The following is a 17,993-nucleotide window of genomic DNA, read 5'->3' as shown; positions in this document are numbered from 1 at the left end:
GCAAGCTCGGCACAGCAGGGCCGCAGACCTCCGGCCGGCGCTGTCCAAAGCCCGCTGCCCGAGGGGATCTCGCCGATCCGTGTGGAGATCCTGATCGGCGGGCGCTGTTCGGGATCAGCGGGAGGGCGATTCGGCTGATCCCTCTGCTGGCGGGGGATCGAACCGGTCCAACAGCCCCAGCTGCCGCAGAACCTCGAACAGGGCGATGCCGACGGCCACCGAGAGGTTGAGGCTGCGCACGCCTGGCTGCCCGCCCTCGATCACGCGGCGTGCCATCGGGATCGTGAGCACGGCGTCGGCGCCGCGCAGTTGCTGTGCGGGAAGCCCGTCGGTCTCCCTCCCGAACAACAGCCAGTCGTCAGGCTCGAAGCGGAACTGGTGATAGGGAAGGCGGCCGTGGCTGCTGAACGCCAGCAGTCGTCCCGGACGGGTGCCCCGCAACTCCTGGAAGCCTGCCCAGCTGCGGTGAGGGTGCAGGTCGACCAGGGGCCAGTAGTCCAGTCCAGCGCGTCGCAGATGGCGATCGTCGATCCGGAAGCCGAGCGGCTCGATCAGGTGAAGGGCGCAGCCGCAGGCCGCACAGGTGCGGGCCACGTTGCCGGTGTTGGGGGGGATCTGTGGCTCGAACAGAACGACCTGAGGCATCAGGGATCGGCCGGGACCGGCTCGCTGATCGCACCGAGATCCAGAGCGCGGCCGGCGATCACGAGCCAGCAGGTGTCGCTGACGGCCGCCACCTGCTGCTCGAGCTGCCCCAGCCGATCGCGGAACAGACCGCCGATCGCCGTGGCTGGCACCACGCCCCAGCCGGTCTGCTCGCTCACCACCACAAGCTGGGCCGAGCAGCGCTGCAGGGCCTGGAGCAAGGTGCGGCAGGCCGTCTCCCAGGCAGAGTCGTCGAGAGCCAGGCCGTGGGCGACCCAGCTGCCGAGCGAATCCACCAAGCCGAGTTGATGGGCCTCGAGCGCTTCCAGGGCGGCAGCCAGGTCGCTGCCCACTTCCAGGCACTGCCAGTGGGCCGGGCGGCGGCGGCGATGGCGATCGATCCGTTCCTGCCAGTCGGCATCGGCCTCGGCCCTGCCGCCGGTGGCCAGGTAGATCACGGCGGCGCCGGAGCGGCTGGCGAGCAGCTCAGCCCAGCGACTCTTGCCGCTGCGGGCGGGCCCGAGCACAAGGGTGAGCGGGGCCAAGTTCAGCCCCCACCATTCATGTTGCGCAGGGTCGCGACCGACGACGGCGAGACCCTGTTGAGATAACGGAAGATCCAGTACTTGAAGACGGTTGCCAGAACGACCGGGAAGGTGGCGATGAACAGAAAGATGAAGTTTTCGCGTGCGGGCAGTCCGAAGTGGGTGGCTATTCCGTCGAGCAGCACGGTCCAGCCTTCCGGGCTGTGGTAGCCCACGAAGATGTCGGTGAAGAGGATGATCGCAAATGCNTTGGCGCTGTCACTCAATCCATACACCAGTTCGTCCAGAAATCCTCGCAGCACACGCAGATCGCGCTGGCAGACCACACAGACGGCCACAAATCCAAGCAGCCCGGCCAGGTCAGAGAGCACATTCTTGATGGCATGGGTGCTTTCAAGATCGGCCTCCTCCTTGAGTTCACGGGCTCGCTCGGAGAGTTGCAGATGCAGCTCATCGGGCGTGGGCAGCGGCTTGCCATTCAGAACCGCATCGAATTCGATCTCTTCCCGATACAGGCGAAGCTTCTCGGCAGCGCGCTCCTCCAGCTGAGGTTTGGGGTAGGTCAGAAAAGCATTGTCGGGAGCGAAGTGATCGACCAGCGGCGAGATCAGATAGGTGCGGCTGACCTGCTGAATCAGCAGCGGCACGAGGATCAGGAGCAGCAGGATGCGCAGCGAGACAAGCGTCGAATCGCGTCGCCTGCGGAAGCCGGCCACCACGTTGGCTTCGGCTTCCGGATCCAGCTGACGGCGCACCTGATCCACCACCCCAAGCAGGCTGCGCGGCAGCACTTCGGGCGAGCGGCTGATCTTGGGCAGCGGGGATCGCTCCAGGTCGTAGCGGTTCACCACCGCCTCGATGAGCTGGAGCTGACGCAGTTCCTGACCCGCCAGTTCGCCGCGATGCGCCTCGATCGCGGCCAGAGTCTGATGGCAGATCTCCAGGGCTGCACGGAAGCGACGCAGCAGCTGCGCCTGAGCGGCTCGGGGGATGCTCAGTTCCAGCTCGGGCCGCACGGGGCGGTCGTTGTAATGCTCCAGTTCGATGGTCTGGATCAGCAGAGCCGCCTCATAGCCGCGCTCCAGGTCGTGGCTGATGTCCAGAGCCTGGGCGCGTCCAAAGGCGCTCATCCAGTCGTTGAGAGCCATGAAACGGATCAGCGCGAGAAGACCCACCAGGTGAGCATCGGCACGATGCTCCCGACCACCAGCAAGACGCTGACCCACACCCAGGCCCGGCTGGCCGCTGTCTCCTCACGGCTCGGCACGTTGGTGGGGGTTGGCTCCACGTCCGCGGCCACCACAGGCACGCCGGGATCGGCGCCGCCCTGCAGCACCGCGCTGAGACGTGTCAGCGCATCGAGGCTGGCCTGACGGTAGCGGCCCCCGTCGCGCAGGGGCTGGCTGAGGGTGGTGCGGCCGGTGCTGCGCAGCAGGTCAGCTCCGAGCCGGTCGGTGAGTTCCGGAGTGGCCACCACAGCTGCGGCACTGGTCTGGGAGTCGATCAGGAGCACCAGCTGCTGGCTGGATGGCGATGCATCGCGCCAGCGCTCGAGTACCTCAGCGCCGAGCTGATCCACTCCGAGCCCGTAGTCGAGCCGGGGGACGGTGATCAGGTGGGCATCCACGTCGAGGTCGTGAAGCTGCTCGAGCTGGCGGCTGATCTCAGCGCTGGCGGAACGGCTTAGCACGCCGGCCGTGTCGAGCACACGCTGCGGCGGTGGGGACTCCGGCAGACTGCCGATCGAGGCTGCCAGGGCCGCCGATACCGGCAGCAGCAGCAGAGGAGCCAGAACGAGGCTGAGCATCATTCTGGACAGATGCGAGGCGACGCGGCTGAGCACGGGAGCGGATCCGAATCAGATCTAGTTTGCCGCCTGAAACCAGCCCCGTCCCCTGCACCCCCGCCGATGGCCTCTCCCCTGCCAGCCCGTCTCTGCCTGGTTGGCGGCACAGTCGCCCTGCTGCTGACGATCGGAAATCAGATCACGGCGACCGAGGTGGATCCGGCCCTGCAGCGTTCCAGCGTTCTGGCCAGCCTGCTCGCTGTGAGTCTGCTGCTGATCGGTAGCCTCTGGGTGCGGATCGTGCCGCGCAATCCGGAGCGGGCTGATCTGCAGGGAGAGCAGGGCCTCGAGCTGGCAGCGGGGCTTGACGAGCCGCTCCGCCAGGAACTGGCCTGGGGGAGCCAGATGCTGCTCACCGCCACCCCGGCCGCGGTGGTGTGTCTCCACTGGCGCGGCCGCACCCTGCTGCACCGGGGCCTGATCGCCAACGGCACCTTCATCCCAGGGCCCATCTGCGCCCGGGCCTGCGAGCAGGCTCGCGCCATCTCCCTGGTCGACCTGCGTCTCTATCCAGGCCGGCAGGAATTCGAGGGTCTGCTTCCAGGGCTGCCGGCGGTGGTGGTTCAGCCGCTCGGCAAGGATGGGGTTCTGGTGCTGGGGGGATGGGCACCCCGTTGTTTCGATCGCAGCGATCTGCTCTGGCTGGAGGGATGGGCCCGCAAGATCACAGCTGGATTGGTGGCCTTCGCTTCGGTCGAGCCCGCTCCTCCCGCCTCTCGGGAACCCGCACCGTCGACGTGACCGAGCCCCCGGGTCGGGTGAACACCACCATGCCGTCTTTGGCCACGCGGCCATCCAGGCTCTCGGCCCGGGTCACCAGACCCTGGGCCTCCCGTCTGAGTGTCACGGCGCCGGTCGCCTGAACCTGATTGGTCTTCCAGTTCCAGTTGCAGTGGTCGGCGGTGAGCCGATCTCCGGGCTGGGACAGATCGCAGCCCTGCGGCATCTCAAGCGTGGTCGTCTTGTTGAAGGCCATGAAGGAGGGGCCCCGCAGGGTGGCCGCCCCGCGGGTTCCCACGAAGGGCTGATCGCTGCTGCTCGTCTCCCGCTCCAGATCGAAGCGGGTGGCTCCGGCGATCAGCTCGGCCTTTTCGGCTGGATCCACGAGCCGCACCGGTGCATGGAGCAACAGCTCCTGACGCAGGCTGTTGCCGCTCAGCCCCGGACTGCTCAGCCGCTGACGACGGTTGGTCGCATCGCGGCGTTCGCCCCGGACGGGACCCTCACCCTGCAGTTGGCCGGTCTTGGCCCACCAGTGCAGGCGCGTCAGCTTCAGCTCGATGCGCGGCTGGTTCTGATCGATCAGCACGGGCTCCCCATCCAGCGTGAGCTTGTCCTGATTGAAATCGAAGCGCGCCTCCAGGGAGGTGAGCTGCATTCGCTTCTGGCGGGCCATGGGCTGACGATCCAGTTGCATCAGGCCCNTGTGGGGATACCAACGAACGCGCTGGGCCGTGATCACGACGGGATCCTTGTCGATGCGCTCCACCCGTGTGAGGCCCTCCAGCTGCACAACCTCCCCGTCATTGAGCACGATCGCGCGGTTGGCCGACACCCGGTAGCGCGGTACGCCCTTCTCGTAGACGAGACCCCGCAGGTTGCGGGCACGGGCCAGCTTGCGGCCCAGTTCATAGCGGGCCTCCGGGCTGCTGATCTCCCAGGCGGGCCGGCCCTTCGGGTCCGTCTGGCGCAGAGCCAGGCTGCGGAACACGAATGGAGGCTCGCCGGCCTGCGGCGAGCGGTTCTGGTCCTGGCAGCCCGCCAGCAGCAGGATCACCAGGGCGATGGCGGGGGTGGAGGACCGTTTCACAGCGGTTCGTCCAGCTCCAGCCGCTGCATCACAGGCTGCGGCTCCGGCAGGCCCAGCCCCGGCTCCAGGAGGCCCCAGCGCAGCAGATCGGCCAGGCCACCGTCACGGGTCACCTCGCTGGCCAGGGGCGGCTGGGCCAGCTGCCCCAGCATCCGGGCCGAGAGATCCGGGAGCAGCGGGGTGAGCAGAACGGCGATCCAGCGGCTGGCCTCCAGCACGGCGTAGAGGTCGGCTGCCACCTGATCATCCTGATCTCCCTGCTTCTTCCGGGCCCAGGGGGCCTGCTCGTTGAGGTAGCCGTTGGCCTGCACGGCCAGCTGCAGGATCGCTTCGGCGGCACTGCGGAAGTCGAGCGCCTCGAGCGAGCTCAGGCTCTGGTCAGCGGCCAGCCGGGCGGCCTCTGCTAAAGGGTGGCTGCTCTGAGCTGCCTCTCCGGCGGGCGGCACCGCCATGGAAAACCACTTGCGAGCCATCGAGCTGGTGCGGTTGAGCAGGTTGCCGATCGTGTTCGCCAGGTCGTTGTTCACCAGATCGCAGAACCGCTGCTGCTGGAAGTCGCCGTCGTCGCCGNAGGGGATGTCGCGCAGCAGATACCAGCGCACCGCATCGCGCCCGCAGCGCTCCAGCAGCACCGAGGGATCGAGCACGTTGCCGAGCGACTTCCCCATCTTCTGCCCCTCGCGGGTCAGGAATCCGTGTCCGAACACCTTGTCGGGCAGGGGCAGGCCGGCCGAGAGCAACATCGCCGGCCAGTAGACGGCATGGAAGCGCAGGATGTCCTTGCCGATCACATGCACGGAGGCCGGCCAGCCACGGCTGAGCGCCAGGCCGAGGTCAGCGTCGTCGTCGTTCTCCAGCAGGGCGGTGATGTAGCCGAGCAGTGCGTCGAACCATACATAGAACGNGTGGCCCGCATGGCCGGGCACGGGGATGCCCCAGGGCAGGTTCACCCGGGAGATCGAGAAGTCGCGGAGACCCTGCCTCACGAAGCTCTCGACTTCGTTGCGGCGGGTTGCGGGCTGGATGAATCCAGGCCGGCCGATGAGTTCCTCGATGTCGCGCTGATAACGCGAAAGCCTGAAGAACAGATTGAGCTCGTCACGCCATTCCAGAGGGCGGCGGTGGGTGGGGCACTCGGGATCCTGGGCCTCGTGGGGATCGTCCTTGAACTCCTCGCAGGCCACGCAGTACCAGCCNTGCTGACGACCCTCGACGATGTCGCCTGCCGCGTCCACCCGGGCGAAGAACTGCTCCACGATCCGGCGGTGACGCGGATCGGTGGTGCGGATCAGACGGTCATGGCTGATCTGCCAGCGGCTCCAGAGATCGCGGTAGAGCGCGCTGACCGCGTCGCAGTGGGCCTGAGGGGTCAGCCCGGCGGCTTCGGCGGTGCGCTGGATCTTCTGGCCGTGCTCATCGCAGCCGGTGATGAACACCACCTGCTCACCCCGCAGTCGCTGGAACCTGGCCAGCGCATCGCAGGCCAGGGTGGTGTAGGCGCTGCCCAGGTGCGGCTTGTCGTTGACGTAGTAGAGCGGGGTGGTGAGCGTGTAGGTCATCGGGCGGATCCTACGCAGCCCTTCCGGAGTGGCCCGTCGCCTGCGAGCCTGACCCAGATCCGCTGCCACGTTCGGGATGGACCTCCGCTGCGAGTCGTTTCCGGTGGTGGTATGGGGCGGCGGCACAGGGGGCGTGGCCGCCGCGATCCAGGCGGCACGCTGCGGTGCCAACACCCTTCTGCTCACGCCAGGCTGCTGGCTGGGCGGCATGGTGAGCGCGGCGGGTGTCTGCTGCCCCGATGGCAATGAGCTGAGCCCCTGGCAGACCGGCCTGTGGGGCGCGTTCCTGCGCGCACTCGCCGGCTCGGAGCAGCAGGGGCTCGATCACAACTGGGTGAGCTGCTTCGCTACCGGCCGGCCACCGCCGAGGCGATCCTGCAGGGCTGGGTTCGCCAGCTCCCCAACCTGGTCTGGTGGCCCGCATCCACGGTGCGATCCGTGGAGCGGCTGGGCTCACGGGTTGGTGCCGTTGTGGTGGAGCGGGACACGGGTCTGCTGCGGGTGGAGCTGCAGGTGCTGATCGACGGGAGTGATCGCGGTGATCTGCTGCCGCTGGCTGAGGCGCCCTACCGGCTGGGCTGGGAGGCCCAGGAGCAGTGGGGCGAGCCCAGTGCCCCGGTCCAGCAGCGCCTGGACACCGATCCCTTCTTCGCCCGTCAACCCGTGCAGTCGCCCACCTGGGTGGTGATGGGCCAGCTGGGCAGCGATCGGCTGGAGGCCGATGCCGAGTGGCGGATCGATCCGCAGGCCAGGCCGCTGCTTCCACCACCCTTCGAGCGGGCCTGCGAGGCATTCGGCCTGGAGCGCACGATCAGCTACGGGCGTCTGCCCGGCGGGCTGGTGATGCTCAACTGGCCGCTGCACGGCAACGACTGGCATCAGCGCCTGGAGCGGGCCTTCGCCGGCGGATCGCGGCTCGACGGGGCGCTGGCCCGCGAGATGCAGGCTCACAGCCTCGCCTTCGCGACTGCCCTGAGCGAGGCCAGCGGCGGCTGGTTGCGGCTCGGGGAAGCCTTCCCGATGGAGCTGGGTGCAGTCTCGCCGTCACTGGCGCTGATGCCCTACTGGCGGGAGGGTCGCCGCCTGGTGGGCCGGGAGGTGGTGATCGAACAGCAGCTGCTGCCGTGCAGCGATGGCCAGGCGATCGCCCCCCTGCCCGCGGATCAGACCGGAGTGCTGCAGTCGATCGCCGTGGGCAACTACGCCAACGACCATCACTATCCCGGCCCCGATTGGCCCCTGGCTCCCAAAAGCTGCCGCTGGGGGGGGCGATGGAGCGGCACCCCCTTCTGCATCCCCTACGGCGCCCTGGTGAGTGCCGATCTGCCCAACCTGCTGGCCGCCGACAAGGCCTTCAGCTGCAGCCACATGGCCAATGGGGCCACCCGTCTGCAGCCCCTGATTCTCAACATCGGTCAGGCGGCGGGAGCGGCTGCCGCCCTGGCGGTGCAGGGTGGCATCACCCCGGCGGAGCTGCCGGTGCGACGCCTGCAGGAGGCGTTGCTGGGCGACGTGATGGCACCCTCGCGGGTGGTTCCGCTGTGGGACCTGCCGTGGCACCATCCGCGCTGGCGCCAGCGCCAGCGGGCGGCGCTCGACGACCCGGGCCTGGTGGGCGTGGACGGGCGCTGGCAGGGATGCGCCGATGACCCGGCTACGGCGCCGGCCGCCGGCCCGGAGTCGGCGCCAACCGAAGCGCACGAGCATCTCTGGACCGGCACGCTGCATCCCGACGGAGCGGGTGGCTACGCCCTGGCGTTGGACTCCGGCTGCGTCGCGCCTCACCCCGGCGAGCAGCGGCGTCTCTGGCCTCTGATCACCCTGGAGCCCGGCCTGCATCACTGGCTGAGCTTGCAGGATGCCGCCAGGCCCGTGCGGCTGCTGGGTTGCGTCAACGCCTGGGGGCCCTGGCTGAGAGTCTCGAGGCTGGCGCCCTGACCTGTCAGCTGGCCGATGCCACCAGCCTGAGTTGATCGCGCAGGGAGTCCACCTGCAGCACACGCAGCAGAAGGTCCTCGCCGGGACTGGCCTTCTGGGGACAGTCGGCCGCCAGATCCATCGCCAGCGAGTCGACGCGCACCAGTCCGAGCCGGTCCTGGGGCCGCAGCCAGCGCAGGAATCGCGCCCGCCACTGGCCGCTGCGGTGGGCCTCGAACCAGACCTGCTGCCAATGGCGCTGATCCTCACGGGAAATGGCGATGCCCTGGCGCACCGCGCCATCGAACTGCTCCAGCAGCTCCCCCAGCTCCGAGTCGCTGAGCACGGGTTGACCGGTCAGACAGGCACCGATCTGCCGCTGCACCACCAGGTCGCCGTAGCGGCGGATCGGCGAGGTGGCCTGAACGTAGGCAGGCAGGCCGAGGCTGAAATGGGGAGCCGGCCGGGTGCCCATCNAGCCCCCGGCTGAGGCACCGCCTGATCGCGGCAAAGCGCACCGCTCCCTCCGGCAGGGCCTGCAGCTCAGCGTGCGAGGGCAGCTCGGCTGGCAGCTGGCTGCGGAACGGAAGGGCCAGGCCCTGTTCCTGCGCGAAGCGGGCGGCCACGGAACCGGCCAGGATCATCGCCTCGGCCACCATCAGTCGGGAGGGGGAGGGATCGGTGAGTTCCAGCTGTGGCTGTCCATCCACGCAGCGGATCCGCCCCTCGGGCTGATCCATCAGCAGCGCCCCCTGGCTGACCCGCCACCGGCGGCGGTTCTGCAGAAGCCGCTCCAGCTCCGCCAGGTCGGCTTCCTCGGGAGGGGCCAGGTCGATCAGCTCGTCGGCATCGCCATAGCTGAGCCGATAGGTGGGTTGCACCCAGCTGCGCACGATGCCGCAGGCGGCGATCGCGCCATCGGCGTCAAGCTCCACCCAGCTGCTCCAGGCGGCGCAGCGCTCACCGGCCCGAAGACTCAATGGCCCGACCGACAGGGGCTCCGGGAACATCGGCAGGATCCCGCTGGCCAGGTACAGGCTGCTGCCGCGGCGGCGCGCCTCCAGATCGAGGGGTGAATCGGCCTGGATCAGCCGGCCGGGATCGGCCACATGGATCCAGAGCCGCGGCGGGCCATCGGAGCGTCGCTCCAGAGCCAGTGCGTCGTCGATGTCACGCGTGTCGTCATCGTCGATGGTGAAGCACCGATGCCGGGTGAGGTCGCGGCGCTCGTCGTCACCGGGCCAGGGATCGGAGCTGTGCCGCAGGAGTCGATCGGCTTCCTCGAGCAGCTCCGGGGTGAAGCCGGTGCTCCAGGTGGTTCCTGCGACGGAGACCAGATGGTGCGGATCCCACTGACCCAGATCCGCCAGCAGATGACGGATCTCGCCCCGATCAGTGCCGATGTGCAGGGTCCTGAGGCTCTGGAGTACAGCCGGATCAAGCTGATCGGCCTCCAGAGCACCGCCGGCCAGCTGCTTCAGCAGTTCCAGGCGCAGGCGCTGCCCCTCCGGCAGCTCGGCGGCATCCATGCGCCGCCGCCGCCGCAGAAGGTCGAGCCAGCTCTGCTCCTGCCGCTCGATCAGGATCCTGCGATGGCGCTCCCAACGCAGCTGTCTGAGTTCATCAAGCCGGCGAGGCTGGACCTGGCCATGCTTCCAGCGAAACCACAGTTGCGCTCCCACCAGTTCCTGCCAGCAGGCGGCCAATTCCACCGGCCGGGTGGTGCCGCAAACCAGATCGGTGAATGCCGCCAACGGCAGGGCGCTGGGCTCGTCGCGCAGCAGCAGCCAGGCGGTCGCCCAGGCACGCGGATCGGGCTTCGCGATCCGAAGCCCNTCGGCACTCAGCGACCAGGGGGGTGATCCAAGCCGCCGCGGGGGCTCTGTGCCGGACGGCAGGGAGCTGATCAGATCCAGCTGCCGCTGGGGCAGGACCTGCGAGCGGCCTTCGAAGCCGACCCAGAGGCGAACCTTGCTGCCCTGGCAGCTTTCGACCACGCCGAGCTGGCCGCCGCGAGGCTCCGCAACACCGACCAGGTCGCCGGGGTGGAGCGAGGCGGACGCCAGGGGGTCAGCCCTCGGGATTCACGAAGGGAAGCAGGGCCACGATGCGGGCACGCTTTACAGCATTGGTGAGATCGCGCTGCTGCTTGGCCGTGAGCCCTGTGAGGCGGCGGGGCAGGATCTTGCCGCGCTCGGTGATGAACTTCTTGAGCAGATCGACATCCTTGTAGTCGATCGGATCGCCGGGTTTGATCGGCGACAGACGCTTCTTGAAAAATGAACTGGCCATGGGATGGTGGAACAGCGACTCTGGACGAGGATCCTGAAGGAAGAGGATGAAGGCTTGCCGCAGCCTGCAACAACGAACGAAGTGCGGCGATCAGAGGGNAGCCNTACGGCTCACTTGATCTCCTTGTGCACGGTCGACTTGTTGCAATGCGGGCAGAACTTCTTCAGTTCGAGCCGTTCCGTGGTGTTGCGACGGTTCTTCTCGGTGGTGTAGCGGGACACACCGGGAGACCGCTTGGCGGGGTTGGACCGGCATTCGGTGCACTCGAGAGTGATCACGATCCGGACGCCNTTGTTCTTAGCCATGAAGGACGTTGCGCCGCTGGTGCGATGCGAAAGGACAAGGAGCCACCCTACCTGGCCATGTTCCCCTCGCCAGCTACCGGTTGGCTTGCTCCGTAGGATCCCGCCTGACTCAAGGACTGCGTCATGCGGGTCTCGCTCCAGTGGTTGAAGGAGCTGGTGACTGGCCCTGCCGAGGCCTTCGCGCCCGACAGCCTGGCGGATCGCCTCTCGATGGCCGGTTTCGAGGTCGAGGCGATCGCGGATCTCGCCGCCCGGGCCGCTGGGGTGGTGGTGGGTCTGGTGGAGGAGCGCGAGCCCCATCCCGACGCCGACAAGCTGAGCGTCTGCCAGGTGCGCGTCGGCCCTGAGGCACGGCTGCAGATCGTCTGCGGTGCCGCCAACGTGCGGGCTGGCATCCACGTACCCGTGGCACTGGTGGGCAGCACCCTGCCGGCGGCGAATCTCACCATCAAGCCGGCCGAGCTTCGAGGAGTGGCCAGCAGCGGCATGATCTGTTCGCTGGCGGAACTGGGCCTGGAGGCCTCATCCGACGGTATCGCCATCCTCGATGAGCTGCTTGCCAGCGTGCCGCCGGTGGGGACAGCCGTGGGCCCAAGCTTCGGGCTCGACGACCAGGTTCTTGAGCTGGCGATCACCGCCAACCGGCCTGACGGCCTCTCCATGCTGGGCATCGCCCGCGAAGTGGCTGCACTCATCGACGGGGTGGTGCAGCTCCCGCCGACGGCGTCGCCATGGCCTTGCGCCAGCCTGCCGGCGAGTGCCGCGAGCCGCAGTTGCATGGAGGCGGGCGGTCTGTTCTCGATCACGTCGCTGGGCGGAATCACGGTGGCTGCCTCTCCGGCGTGGCTGCAGCAGCGACTGACCAAGNCCGGCATCCGGCCGATCAACAACGTGGTGGATGTCACCAACCTGGTGATGCTGGAGACGGGGCAGCCCNTGCACGCCTACGATCGCCTCCGCCTTGCCGGTGGCGCGCCCGATGCCGACCTCAGCCGTGTCGGTCTACGCCAGGGTCACCCCAATGAGCTCTTCGTGAGCCTGGATGGCGAAACCCGTGAGCTGGATCCCGAGCATCTGGTGGTGACCTATGCCGATCGCCCGATCGCACTGGCGGGGGTGATCGGGGGCCTGGAGGACGGCGTGCAGCCCGACACCAATGCGATCTGGCTTGAGGCGGCGGTGTTCCCTCCCCAGCAGGTCCGCCGTTCGGCCCGTCGCCAGGGGCTGCGGACGGAGGCGAGCTGCCGCTTTGAGAAGGGGTTGCCCATCGAGGCCACGCTGCCGGCCGCCGATCGTGCCGTTCTGCTGCTGCAGCAGCTCTGCGGCGCCACCGTGGAGGGACGCTGGTCGGTCAGCCGGCCCTCCACACCGCCCGAGCCGTTGGTGCTGCGCCGCGATGCTCTGCACAACCGGCTCGGACCGGTGGAAGAGGGAGGTGAGCTGATCGATCTGCCCGATGCCCGCATCGAGCAGACACTGCGGGCCATCGGCTGCGAGGTCGATCCCGACCCCGACGCGGAAGGCTGGCGGGTGCTGCCTCCGCCGGCGCGCGCCATCGATCTGCAGCGAGAGGTGGATCTGATCGAGGAAGTCTCGAGGCTCATCGGTTACGACCGGTTCGCCTGTCACCTCCCCGATCCGATCGCACCGGGTGGTCTCACCCCTGCACAACTGGCGGAGCGCCGGCTGCGCCGATCCCTCTCTGCCGCCGGACTGCAGGAGACCTGCAGTTTCTCCCTGGTGCCAGCCGGGCCGGGCCGGATCCCTCTGGCCAATCCTCTGCTGGCCGACTACGGCCATCTCCGCGACGAGCTCCACGGTGAACTCCTGGCTGCTGCGCGACGCAACCTTCAGGCGGGGCAGCCGGGCTTCTGGGCCTTCGAGATCGGGGCGGTGTTCCGTCCGGGGGAGGTCGAACAGAGCCGATCACTGCTCGCCGGCATCCTTTGTGGTGAACGTCGCTCGGAACGCTGGAGCAGCTCGGGCAAGCCCAGGCCACCCGAGTACCACCAGGCCCGGGGCGTGCTGCAGCAGGCCCTGGATGTCCTGGCCCTGGCCGTGGAGGACCGGCCGCTGAGCGACCCAGGTCTGCTCCATCCGGGCCGTGCCGCAGAGCTGCTTGTGGAGGGCAGGCCGGTGGGCTGGTTCGGGCAGCTCCATCCCGAGCAGGCTGCCGCTCTGGATCTGCCCGAGGCCTGCCACCTGTTCCAGATCGCACTCGAGCCTCTGCTTGTGGCTGCCACGCGTCGCAACCGTTGGCAGCCGGCCTTCAGCCCCTTCCCCACCGTGCCGGCCTCGGAACGGGATCTGGCTGTCGTGGTGTCGCAGCGGACCAGCTGCCTCTCCCTGCTGCAGGTGATCCGCAAGGCGGGGAGACCGCTGCTGGAGAGGGCCGAACTGATCGATCGCTTCGAGGCCGAGCAACTCGGCGCTGACCGCTGCAGTCAGGCGTTCCGGCTGCGCTACCGCGACCCCCGGCGCACCCTCACCGATGAGGATGTGGACCGCTGTCACGCCAAGGTGCGGGCCGCGCTCGAGAAGGAGTGCGGTGCCGTGCTGCGTAGCTGAACCGCTCCAGATGAGAGCGGGTCAGCCTCCATCCTCTGAGCGGCGCAGCACGGCCAGGGTCTCCACGTGGGCTGTCTGTGGGAAGAAGTCGAAGGGCTGCAGCGACTCGATGGCGTAGCCGGCAGCACCGCTCAGCTGGTGCAGATCCCTGGCGAGAGTGGCTGGATCGCAGCTCAGATACAACAGACTCTTAGGCGGCATCGCTGTGATGGCGGCCATGCAGGCGGCATCGAGACCCTTGCGTGGGGGGTCGAGCAGGAGTGCCTCGCAGTTGGGCAGTTGCTCGGCCAGCACCTCGGCCACATTCACCGCTTCGAAGCGGCAGCGGTTCTCCAGCCGGTTGTCAGCGGCATTGAGACGGGCCAGGCGCACAGCCTCGGGGTTGCGCTCCAGACCCACCACCTGCCACCCCTGCCGTGCCAGGGGCAGGGAATAGGTGCCGATGCCGCAGTAGGCATCGATCAGGCGGCCGGGCGGCCCACCGGCCAGGGCCATCAGCAGCGGCGTCACCACTCGCTCCGCCAGGGCGGTGTTCACCTGGAAGAACGTGTCCGCAGCGATCCGCAGAGACAGGCCGGCGAAGCTTTCGCGCAACCAGCCACGGCCGCAGAGCGTACGGCTGGTGTCGCCCATCAGGGTGTTGGTGGGGGACGGCTGCAGGTTGAGCACCACGCCCACCAGTTGCGGCCAGCGCCTCATCCAGGCGTCGGCCAGCGATTCCAGCCCAGGCAGGCGGTCGTGGCTGCTTACCAGGGTGATGAGCAGCTCGCCGCTGCCGTGGCCGATCCGAACAGCCAGATGGCGCAACCCCCCCTCCCCTGCGGCATCGCAGTCGGCAGGCCAGCCGGTGGCGTCGAGATCCTGCTTGATCGGCTCGATCAGGGCATCGAGGCGGGGATCGAGAACCGGGCAGTGGTTCATGTTCACGATCCGGTGGCTGCCGCGGCGGAAATAGCCGCCGCGCAGCCGTTGATCGGCCGGCCGGCGAAGCGGAATGATCGCCCGGTTGCGATAGCCGAGCACCTGCTGATCGCTGCAGATCGGCAGCACTGGTGGCGTGAGATGTCCGATGCGCTGCATGGTCTCCTTCACCAGATCGCGCTTCCACGCACGCTGCGCTTCCACGCTCCAGTGCTGCAGGCTGCAGCCCCCGCATCGGTCGGCCAGGATGCAAGTGGCGCGCTGGCGCTCCGGACTGGCCGCCAGCACTGTTTCAAGCCCGGCCAGCCAGTGCCGGCGCGTGGCCTGCCGCAGCAGGACCCGCACGGTCTCGCCGGGCAGCGCACCCGGCACGAAGCAGACCTGACCGTCGAGCCGGCCTACGCCGTCACCGCTGTGCGTGAGTCCTGTCACTTCGAGCTCCACGCGGCTGCCGACCCGGTGCGGCGATGCCGCGGCGTGGGGGTCCATCACGAACACGCAGCTCTCTCGACCCTACGGCGTGCAAAGGGCCGTTACACCTTGGCTCCGCAGGCCGCTGAAGATGCGGTTCGGCTGGATATGCTGGCGGGCGCGTCGGTCCGCAGCAATGAGCGTCGTTCGGGATCTGATCCTTCAGGCAGACGATCAGTTGCGTTACCCCACCGGTGGCGAGCTCCGATCGATGGTGCAGTTTCTCGCCGGTGGCGCCCAGCGCCTGGCGGTGGTTCGGGTGCTGACTGAGAACGAACGGAAGATCGTGGATGAAGCTGCCCGTCAGCTGTTTGCCCGCAAACCTGAGTATGTGGCGCCCGGCGGCAATGCCTACGGCCAGAAGCAGCGCGCCCAGTGCCTGCGCGATTTCAGCTGGTACCTGAGGCTGGTCACCTACGGCGTGCTGGCCGGCAGCACCGAACAGATCCAGCAGATCGGGCTGGTGGGAGCTCGCGAGATGTACAACAGCCTCGGCGTGCCCATGCCCGGCATGGTGGAGGCGATGCGCACCCTCAAGGACGCCTCGATCGATCTGCTCAGCGGCTCGGAGGCAGCCTGGCGGGACCCTACTTCGACTTCCTGATCCAGGGCATGCAGACAGCCACCTGATCTCACCTGTCGCATCCAGGACCAGAGGCCGGTCTCGTTATGCGTCTAGGGCTTGATCCTTGAGTCTTGCCTGACCCTTGGCATGCCCCCGAGTCGCGCTCCTGAAATTCGCGTGAATCCGTCAGTGACCCTGTCCGAAGCGATCGGTTGAATTGCAGGGTCGGGGCTCATCAAACCACCGGGCCATGGATCGAGCTGTACATGCCTGGCCCTGCGCAGCTCCGCCGTGGGCTGATTGGGTTAGCTTCCCCTGCTCGCCTTGCCAGCCCTCCAAGACATGGCTGTGGCAGCGGGAGGCCTGGCAGGAGGCGCCACCCGGTTGCTTCGCAGCAGTCTCGAATCGGACGCATTTCCGGTCTCGCCTGGGGTCCCATGCGCAAACTGAGATACGCCCTGAAGCATGTTTGCGCGCCCTCGCGGCCCGTGACGGGCAAGCTGGGCCAAGTGCTCCTCAGGCGGAACGCCCAAGCGTCCGCGAGACCAAAATTACTGCGTACCTGTGTCCGCCGCAGATGATCGAGAATCAGAAGCTTGTTGCAGCAACACTTTCTAGCGCAGCAGCAGATCTGGCCATGGCGACTGGACAGAGTCTTCCCTGCACGGAGGGAGCGTGAACTGCAAGCCTCTCAGGTCTCCCTGGCCGCAATCAGAATTGATGGAAACGCACGTCTGCAATGTCGCGCCCAGGTCTAGGTATGGTACCCAGCCTGTGTCTCATCTTCATTTCCGGGGATAGGCCTGCATCGTGCCGTGGCTATGGGTGTTCACCCAGGCGCGAAACTTGTGGGAATGCCTCGCGTGATACACGACCAAGGACAGCGTCGACCGACGCCGCAGGGCAGGTCTCATGCTGCCGGCCCTGGACAAGCTCCGGGACTCAGCCTGAGACCAGGTGGACATCGCATAGACGAATGGTGGTTTCTCGGGCGGCTGTGCCGCTGGGGCAGGAAAGGCTTTGAATCGGTCCATACCAAGCAGTCTCATGAACCTTGTCCTGGATACGTGCCTAGACACGCAATCGGGCTCAACTGCGATAGGTGAGTCGTCATTGGCGGCGGTACAGCTCCTTGAGCAGCTGGTAGGCCTCGTTGAGCCGACGCATCGTCTGGTCGCAGCCGCCGGAATCGGGATGATTGGCCAGTGCAAGCTCGCGGTACGCCTCCCGGATCTGTTCGAGGGTCAGACGATGCCCGGGGGCCGTCGGCAGATTGAGCATCCGCAGGGCTCCATGCAGAGTCATGGTGTGGGCCAGCGTTTCGAATGACATTCCCCGTCGGCGGCGTCGGAAACGCTGTACGAATCGGCGGATCAGGGTGGGCTGACGCATCTCAAGCGTGTCGGCGCTGAAGGGATCCTCCAGCACACCGGCCATCACCATGACCYGATCTTCTGGATCTGTGCCCTGGCCGAGTGCGAGCGCCTGCCGTTCGACCTGCCGGAGGCCGAGGAGGAACTGGTCGCCGGCTATCAGACCGAGTACGCCGGCATGAAGTTCGCGCTCTTCTACCTGGGCAGCTACATCAACCTGGTGCTCTCGGCACTGCTGGTGTCGGTGCTGTACCTGGGTGGCTGGGGCTTCCCCCTGCCGGTGGAGTGGCTCGCCGGCTGGCTGGGCCAGCCGGTGGATGCACCGCTGGTGCAGGTGATCACGGCCTCGGTGGGGATCGTGATGACCGTGCTCAAGGCCTACCTGCTGGTCTTCCTGGCAATCCTGCTGCGCTGGACCACCCCCAGGGTGCGGATCGACCAGCTGCTCGACCTGGGCTGGAAATTCCTGCTCCCCATCGCCCTGGTCAACCTGCTGGTGACCGCCGGCCTCAAGCTGGCCTTCCCGGCGGTGTTCGGAGGCTGATCCCGGCTCCGCCTCCCCAGCCCGCTCCACGACCGGCCATCATTGGACCGGCCTGAATCCCTTCCGCAACCTCCGCGCATGTTCGGGTTTCTCAAGAAAGTCGGCGACTACACCCGCGATGCGGTGGGTGCGGCCCAGTACATGACCCAGGGTCTGGCGGTGACCTTCGATCACCTGCGCCGCCGCCCGATCACGGTGCAGTACCCCTACGAGAAGCTCATCCCCTCGGAGCGCTACCGCGGCCGTATCCACTACGAGTTCGACAAGTGCATCGCCTGCGAGGTGTGCGTGCGCGTCTGCCCGATCAACCTGCCGGTGGTCGACTGGGTGATGAACAAGGCCACCAAGAAGAAGGAACTGCGGAACTACTCGATCGATTTCGGGGTCTGCATCTTCTGCGGCAACTGCGTGGAGTACTGCCCCACCAACTGCCTCTCGATGACCGAGGAATACGAGCTGGCGGCCTTCGATCGCCACAGCCTCAACTACGACAACGTGGCCCTCGGCCGTCTACCCACCAGCGTGACCAGCGATCCCGCAGTGATCGCTCTGCGGGAACTTGCCTATCTGCCCAAGGGTGAGATGGATCCCCATGGGGTGCCGGACACGGCCCGCGCGCCGCAGACTGCCCG

Annotated in this window: 13 protein-coding genes and 6 pseudogenes; 6 read left to right on the top strand and 13 right to left on the bottom strand. The window is 67.6% G+C overall.

Annotated elements, in window-relative coordinates:
- Positions 1-114: 114 nt before the first annotated feature.
- The 4 genes from SYNGFB01_RS01695 to psb32 form a co-directional block, all read right to left on the bottom strand.
- Positions 115-645: a tRNA (cytidine(34)-2'-O)-methyltransferase gene (locus SYNGFB01_RS01695; RefSeq protein ID WP_048016662.1), complete on the bottom strand. Its 531-nt coding sequence runs from the start codon at positions 643-645 to the stop codon at positions 115-117.
- The gene (gene cobU / locus SYNGFB01_RS01690) at positions 645-1,190 is read right to left on the bottom strand and encodes a bifunctional adenosylcobinamide kinase/adenosylcobinamide-phosphate guanylyltransferase (RefSeq protein WP_048016661.1); all 546 of its coding nucleotides are present in this window, start codon (positions 1,188-1,190) and stop codon (positions 645-647) included. Before cobU ends, SYNGFB01_RS01695 begins: the two co-directional genes overlap by 1 nt.
- Positions 1,191-1,192: 2 nt before the next feature.
- Positions 1,193-2,338 carry a proton extrusion protein PcxA gene (pxcA, locus tag SYNGFB01_RS01685; protein ID WP_048016687.1) on the bottom strand — a complete coding sequence of 382 codons (1,146 nt, stop codon included), beginning with the start codon at positions 2,336-2,338 and terminating at the stop codon, positions 1,193-1,195.
- An 8-nt stretch (positions 2,339-2,346) separates the two neighbouring features.
- Positions 2,347-2,997 carry a photosystem II repair protein Psb32 gene (psb32, locus tag SYNGFB01_RS01680; protein ID WP_053068259.1) on the bottom strand — a complete coding sequence of 217 codons (651 nt, stop codon included), beginning with the start codon at positions 2,995-2,997 and terminating at the stop codon, positions 2,347-2,349.
- Positions 2,998-3,099: 102 nt separating this feature from the next.
- Between psb32 and SYNGFB01_RS01675 the strand changes: the two genes are divergently transcribed.
- Positions 3,100-3,777 (top strand): cofactor assembly of complex C subunit B, encoded by a 678-nt coding sequence (locus SYNGFB01_RS01675; protein ID WP_048016660.1) that lies wholly within the window; start codon positions 3,100-3,102, stop codon positions 3,775-3,777.
- Here SYNGFB01_RS01675 and lptC read toward each other — a convergent pair.
- Together lptC and SYNGFB01_RS01665 are read right to left on the bottom strand one after the other, a co-directional pair.
- Positions 3,701-4,846 (bottom strand): LPS export ABC transporter periplasmic protein LptC, encoded by a 1,146-nt coding sequence (gene lptC / locus SYNGFB01_RS01670; protein WP_048016659.1) that lies wholly within the window; start codon positions 4,844-4,846, stop codon positions 3,701-3,703. The two genes, SYNGFB01_RS01675 and lptC, sit on opposite strands and share 77 nt — an antisense overlap.
- Complete coding sequence (locus SYNGFB01_RS01665; protein ID WP_048016658.1) at positions 4,843-6,405, bottom strand: methionine--tRNA ligase; 1,563 nt, start codon at positions 6,403-6,405, stop codon at positions 4,843-4,845. The genes lptC and SYNGFB01_RS01665 overlap by 4 nt, the downstream gene beginning before the upstream one ends.
- A 76-nt stretch (positions 6,406-6,481) precedes the next feature.
- Between SYNGFB01_RS01665 and SYNGFB01_RS01660 the strand changes: the two are divergent.
- Positions 6,482-8,343 (top strand): annotated as a pseudogene (locus tag SYNGFB01_RS01660) (FAD-dependent oxidoreductase).
- 4 nt (positions 8,344-8,347) lie between these two features.
- Here SYNGFB01_RS01660 and SYNGFB01_RS16095 read toward each other — a convergent pair.
- From SYNGFB01_RS16095 to rpmG, 5 genes and pseudogenes are all read right to left on the bottom strand, one after another.
- Positions 8,348-8,668, bottom strand: a complete 321-nt coding sequence (locus tag SYNGFB01_RS16095; RefSeq protein ID WP_369795450.1) for a hypothetical protein — start codon at positions 8,666-8,668, stop codon at positions 8,348-8,350.
- Between the two features lie 63 nt (positions 8,669-8,731).
- Positions 8,732-8,797 (bottom strand): annotated as a pseudogene (locus SYNGFB01_RS16090) (hypothetical protein); the annotation flags it as partial.
- Between the two features lie 142 nt (positions 8,798-8,939).
- Positions 8,940-9,851, bottom strand: a pseudogene (locus SYNGFB01_RS16085) (RNB domain-containing ribonuclease); the annotation flags it as partial.
- 541 nt (positions 9,852-10,392) lie between these two features.
- Positions 10,393-10,614 carry a 30S ribosomal protein S18 gene (gene rpsR, locus SYNGFB01_RS01650; protein ID WP_010308434.1) on the bottom strand — a complete coding sequence of 74 codons (222 nt, stop codon included), beginning with the start codon at positions 10,612-10,614 and terminating at the stop codon, positions 10,393-10,395.
- Positions 10,615-10,724: 110 nt separating this feature from the next.
- On the bottom strand, positions 10,725-10,919 hold the full coding sequence (gene rpmG / locus SYNGFB01_RS01645) for a 50S ribosomal protein L33 (protein WP_048016657.1): 195 nt from the start codon (positions 10,917-10,919) through the stop codon (positions 10,725-10,727).
- A gap of 123 nt (positions 10,920-11,042) precedes the next feature.
- On the opposite strand from rpmG, the gene pheT reads away from it, so the two are divergent.
- Entirely contained in the window at positions 11,043-13,487 is a 2,445-nt protein-coding gene (gene pheT, locus SYNGFB01_RS01640) for a phenylalanine--tRNA ligase subunit beta (protein ID WP_048016656.1), read from the top strand.
- 21 nt (positions 13,488-13,508) lie between these two features.
- On the opposite strand, the gene rlmD is transcribed toward pheT, so the two are convergent.
- A complete protein-coding gene (gene rlmD, locus SYNGFB01_RS01635; protein WP_048016685.1) occupies positions 13,509-14,897 on the bottom strand; it encodes a 23S rRNA (uracil(1939)-C(5))-methyltransferase RlmD in 1,389 nt (462 codons plus the stop codon).
- A 118-nt stretch (positions 14,898-15,015) separates the two neighbouring features.
- Here rlmD and SYNGFB01_RS01630 point away from each other — a divergent pair.
- A pseudogene (locus SYNGFB01_RS01630) lies at positions 15,016-15,509 on the top strand (allophycocyanin).
- A gap of 1,045 nt (positions 15,510-16,554) precedes the next feature.
- Here SYNGFB01_RS01630 and SYNGFB01_RS01625 read toward each other — a convergent pair.
- A pseudogene (locus SYNGFB01_RS01625) lies at positions 16,555-16,896 on the bottom strand (J domain-containing protein); the annotation flags it as partial.
- Here SYNGFB01_RS01625 and SYNGFB01_RS01620 point away from each other — a divergent pair.
- Together SYNGFB01_RS01620 and ndhI are read left to right on the top strand one after the other, a co-directional pair.
- Positions 16,894-17,361: pseudogene (locus SYNGFB01_RS01620) on the top strand (NADH-quinone oxidoreductase subunit H); the annotation flags it as partial. The pseudogenes SYNGFB01_RS01625 and SYNGFB01_RS01620 overlap by 3 nt on opposite strands.
- Positions 17,362-17,439: 78 nt before the next feature.
- Positions 17,440-17,993, top strand: a 554-nt coding sequence (gene ndhI, locus SYNGFB01_RS01615) for an NAD(P)H-quinone oxidoreductase subunit I (RefSeq protein ID WP_048016654.1), incomplete at its 3' end; no start/stop codon positions are given.

It is taken from the genome of Synechococcus sp. GFB01 (genome assembly GCF_001039265.1).
Classification (GTDB): Bacteria; Cyanobacteriota; Cyanobacteriia; order PCC-6307; family Cyanobiaceae; genus NIES-981.
The sequence above is the reverse complement of the archived record's forward strand: the minus strand, read 5'-3'. Positions and strand labels throughout refer to the sequence as shown.

Excerpts from the sequence above, each read along its gene's own strand:
- rpsR (WP_010308434.1), bottom strand. The coding sequence starts at position 10,614 with ATGGCCAGTTCATTTTTCAAGAAGCGTCTGTCGCCGATCAAACCCGGC.
- rlmD (WP_048016685.1), bottom strand. The coding sequence starts at position 14,897 with ATGGACCCCCACGCCGCGGCATCGCCGCACCGGGTCGGCAGCCGCGTG.
- SYNGFB01_RS01695 (WP_048016662.1), bottom strand. The coding sequence starts at position 645 with ATGCCTCAGGTCGTTCTGTTCGAGCCACAGATCCCCCCCAACACCGGC.
- SYNGFB01_RS01675 (WP_048016660.1), top strand. The coding sequence starts at position 3,100 with ATGGCCTCTCCCCTGCCAGCCCGTCTCTGCCTGGTTGGCGGCACAGTC.
- psb32 (WP_053068259.1), bottom strand. The coding sequence starts at position 2,997 with ATGCTCAGCCTCGTTCTGGCTCCTCTGCTGCTGCTGCCGGTATCGGCG.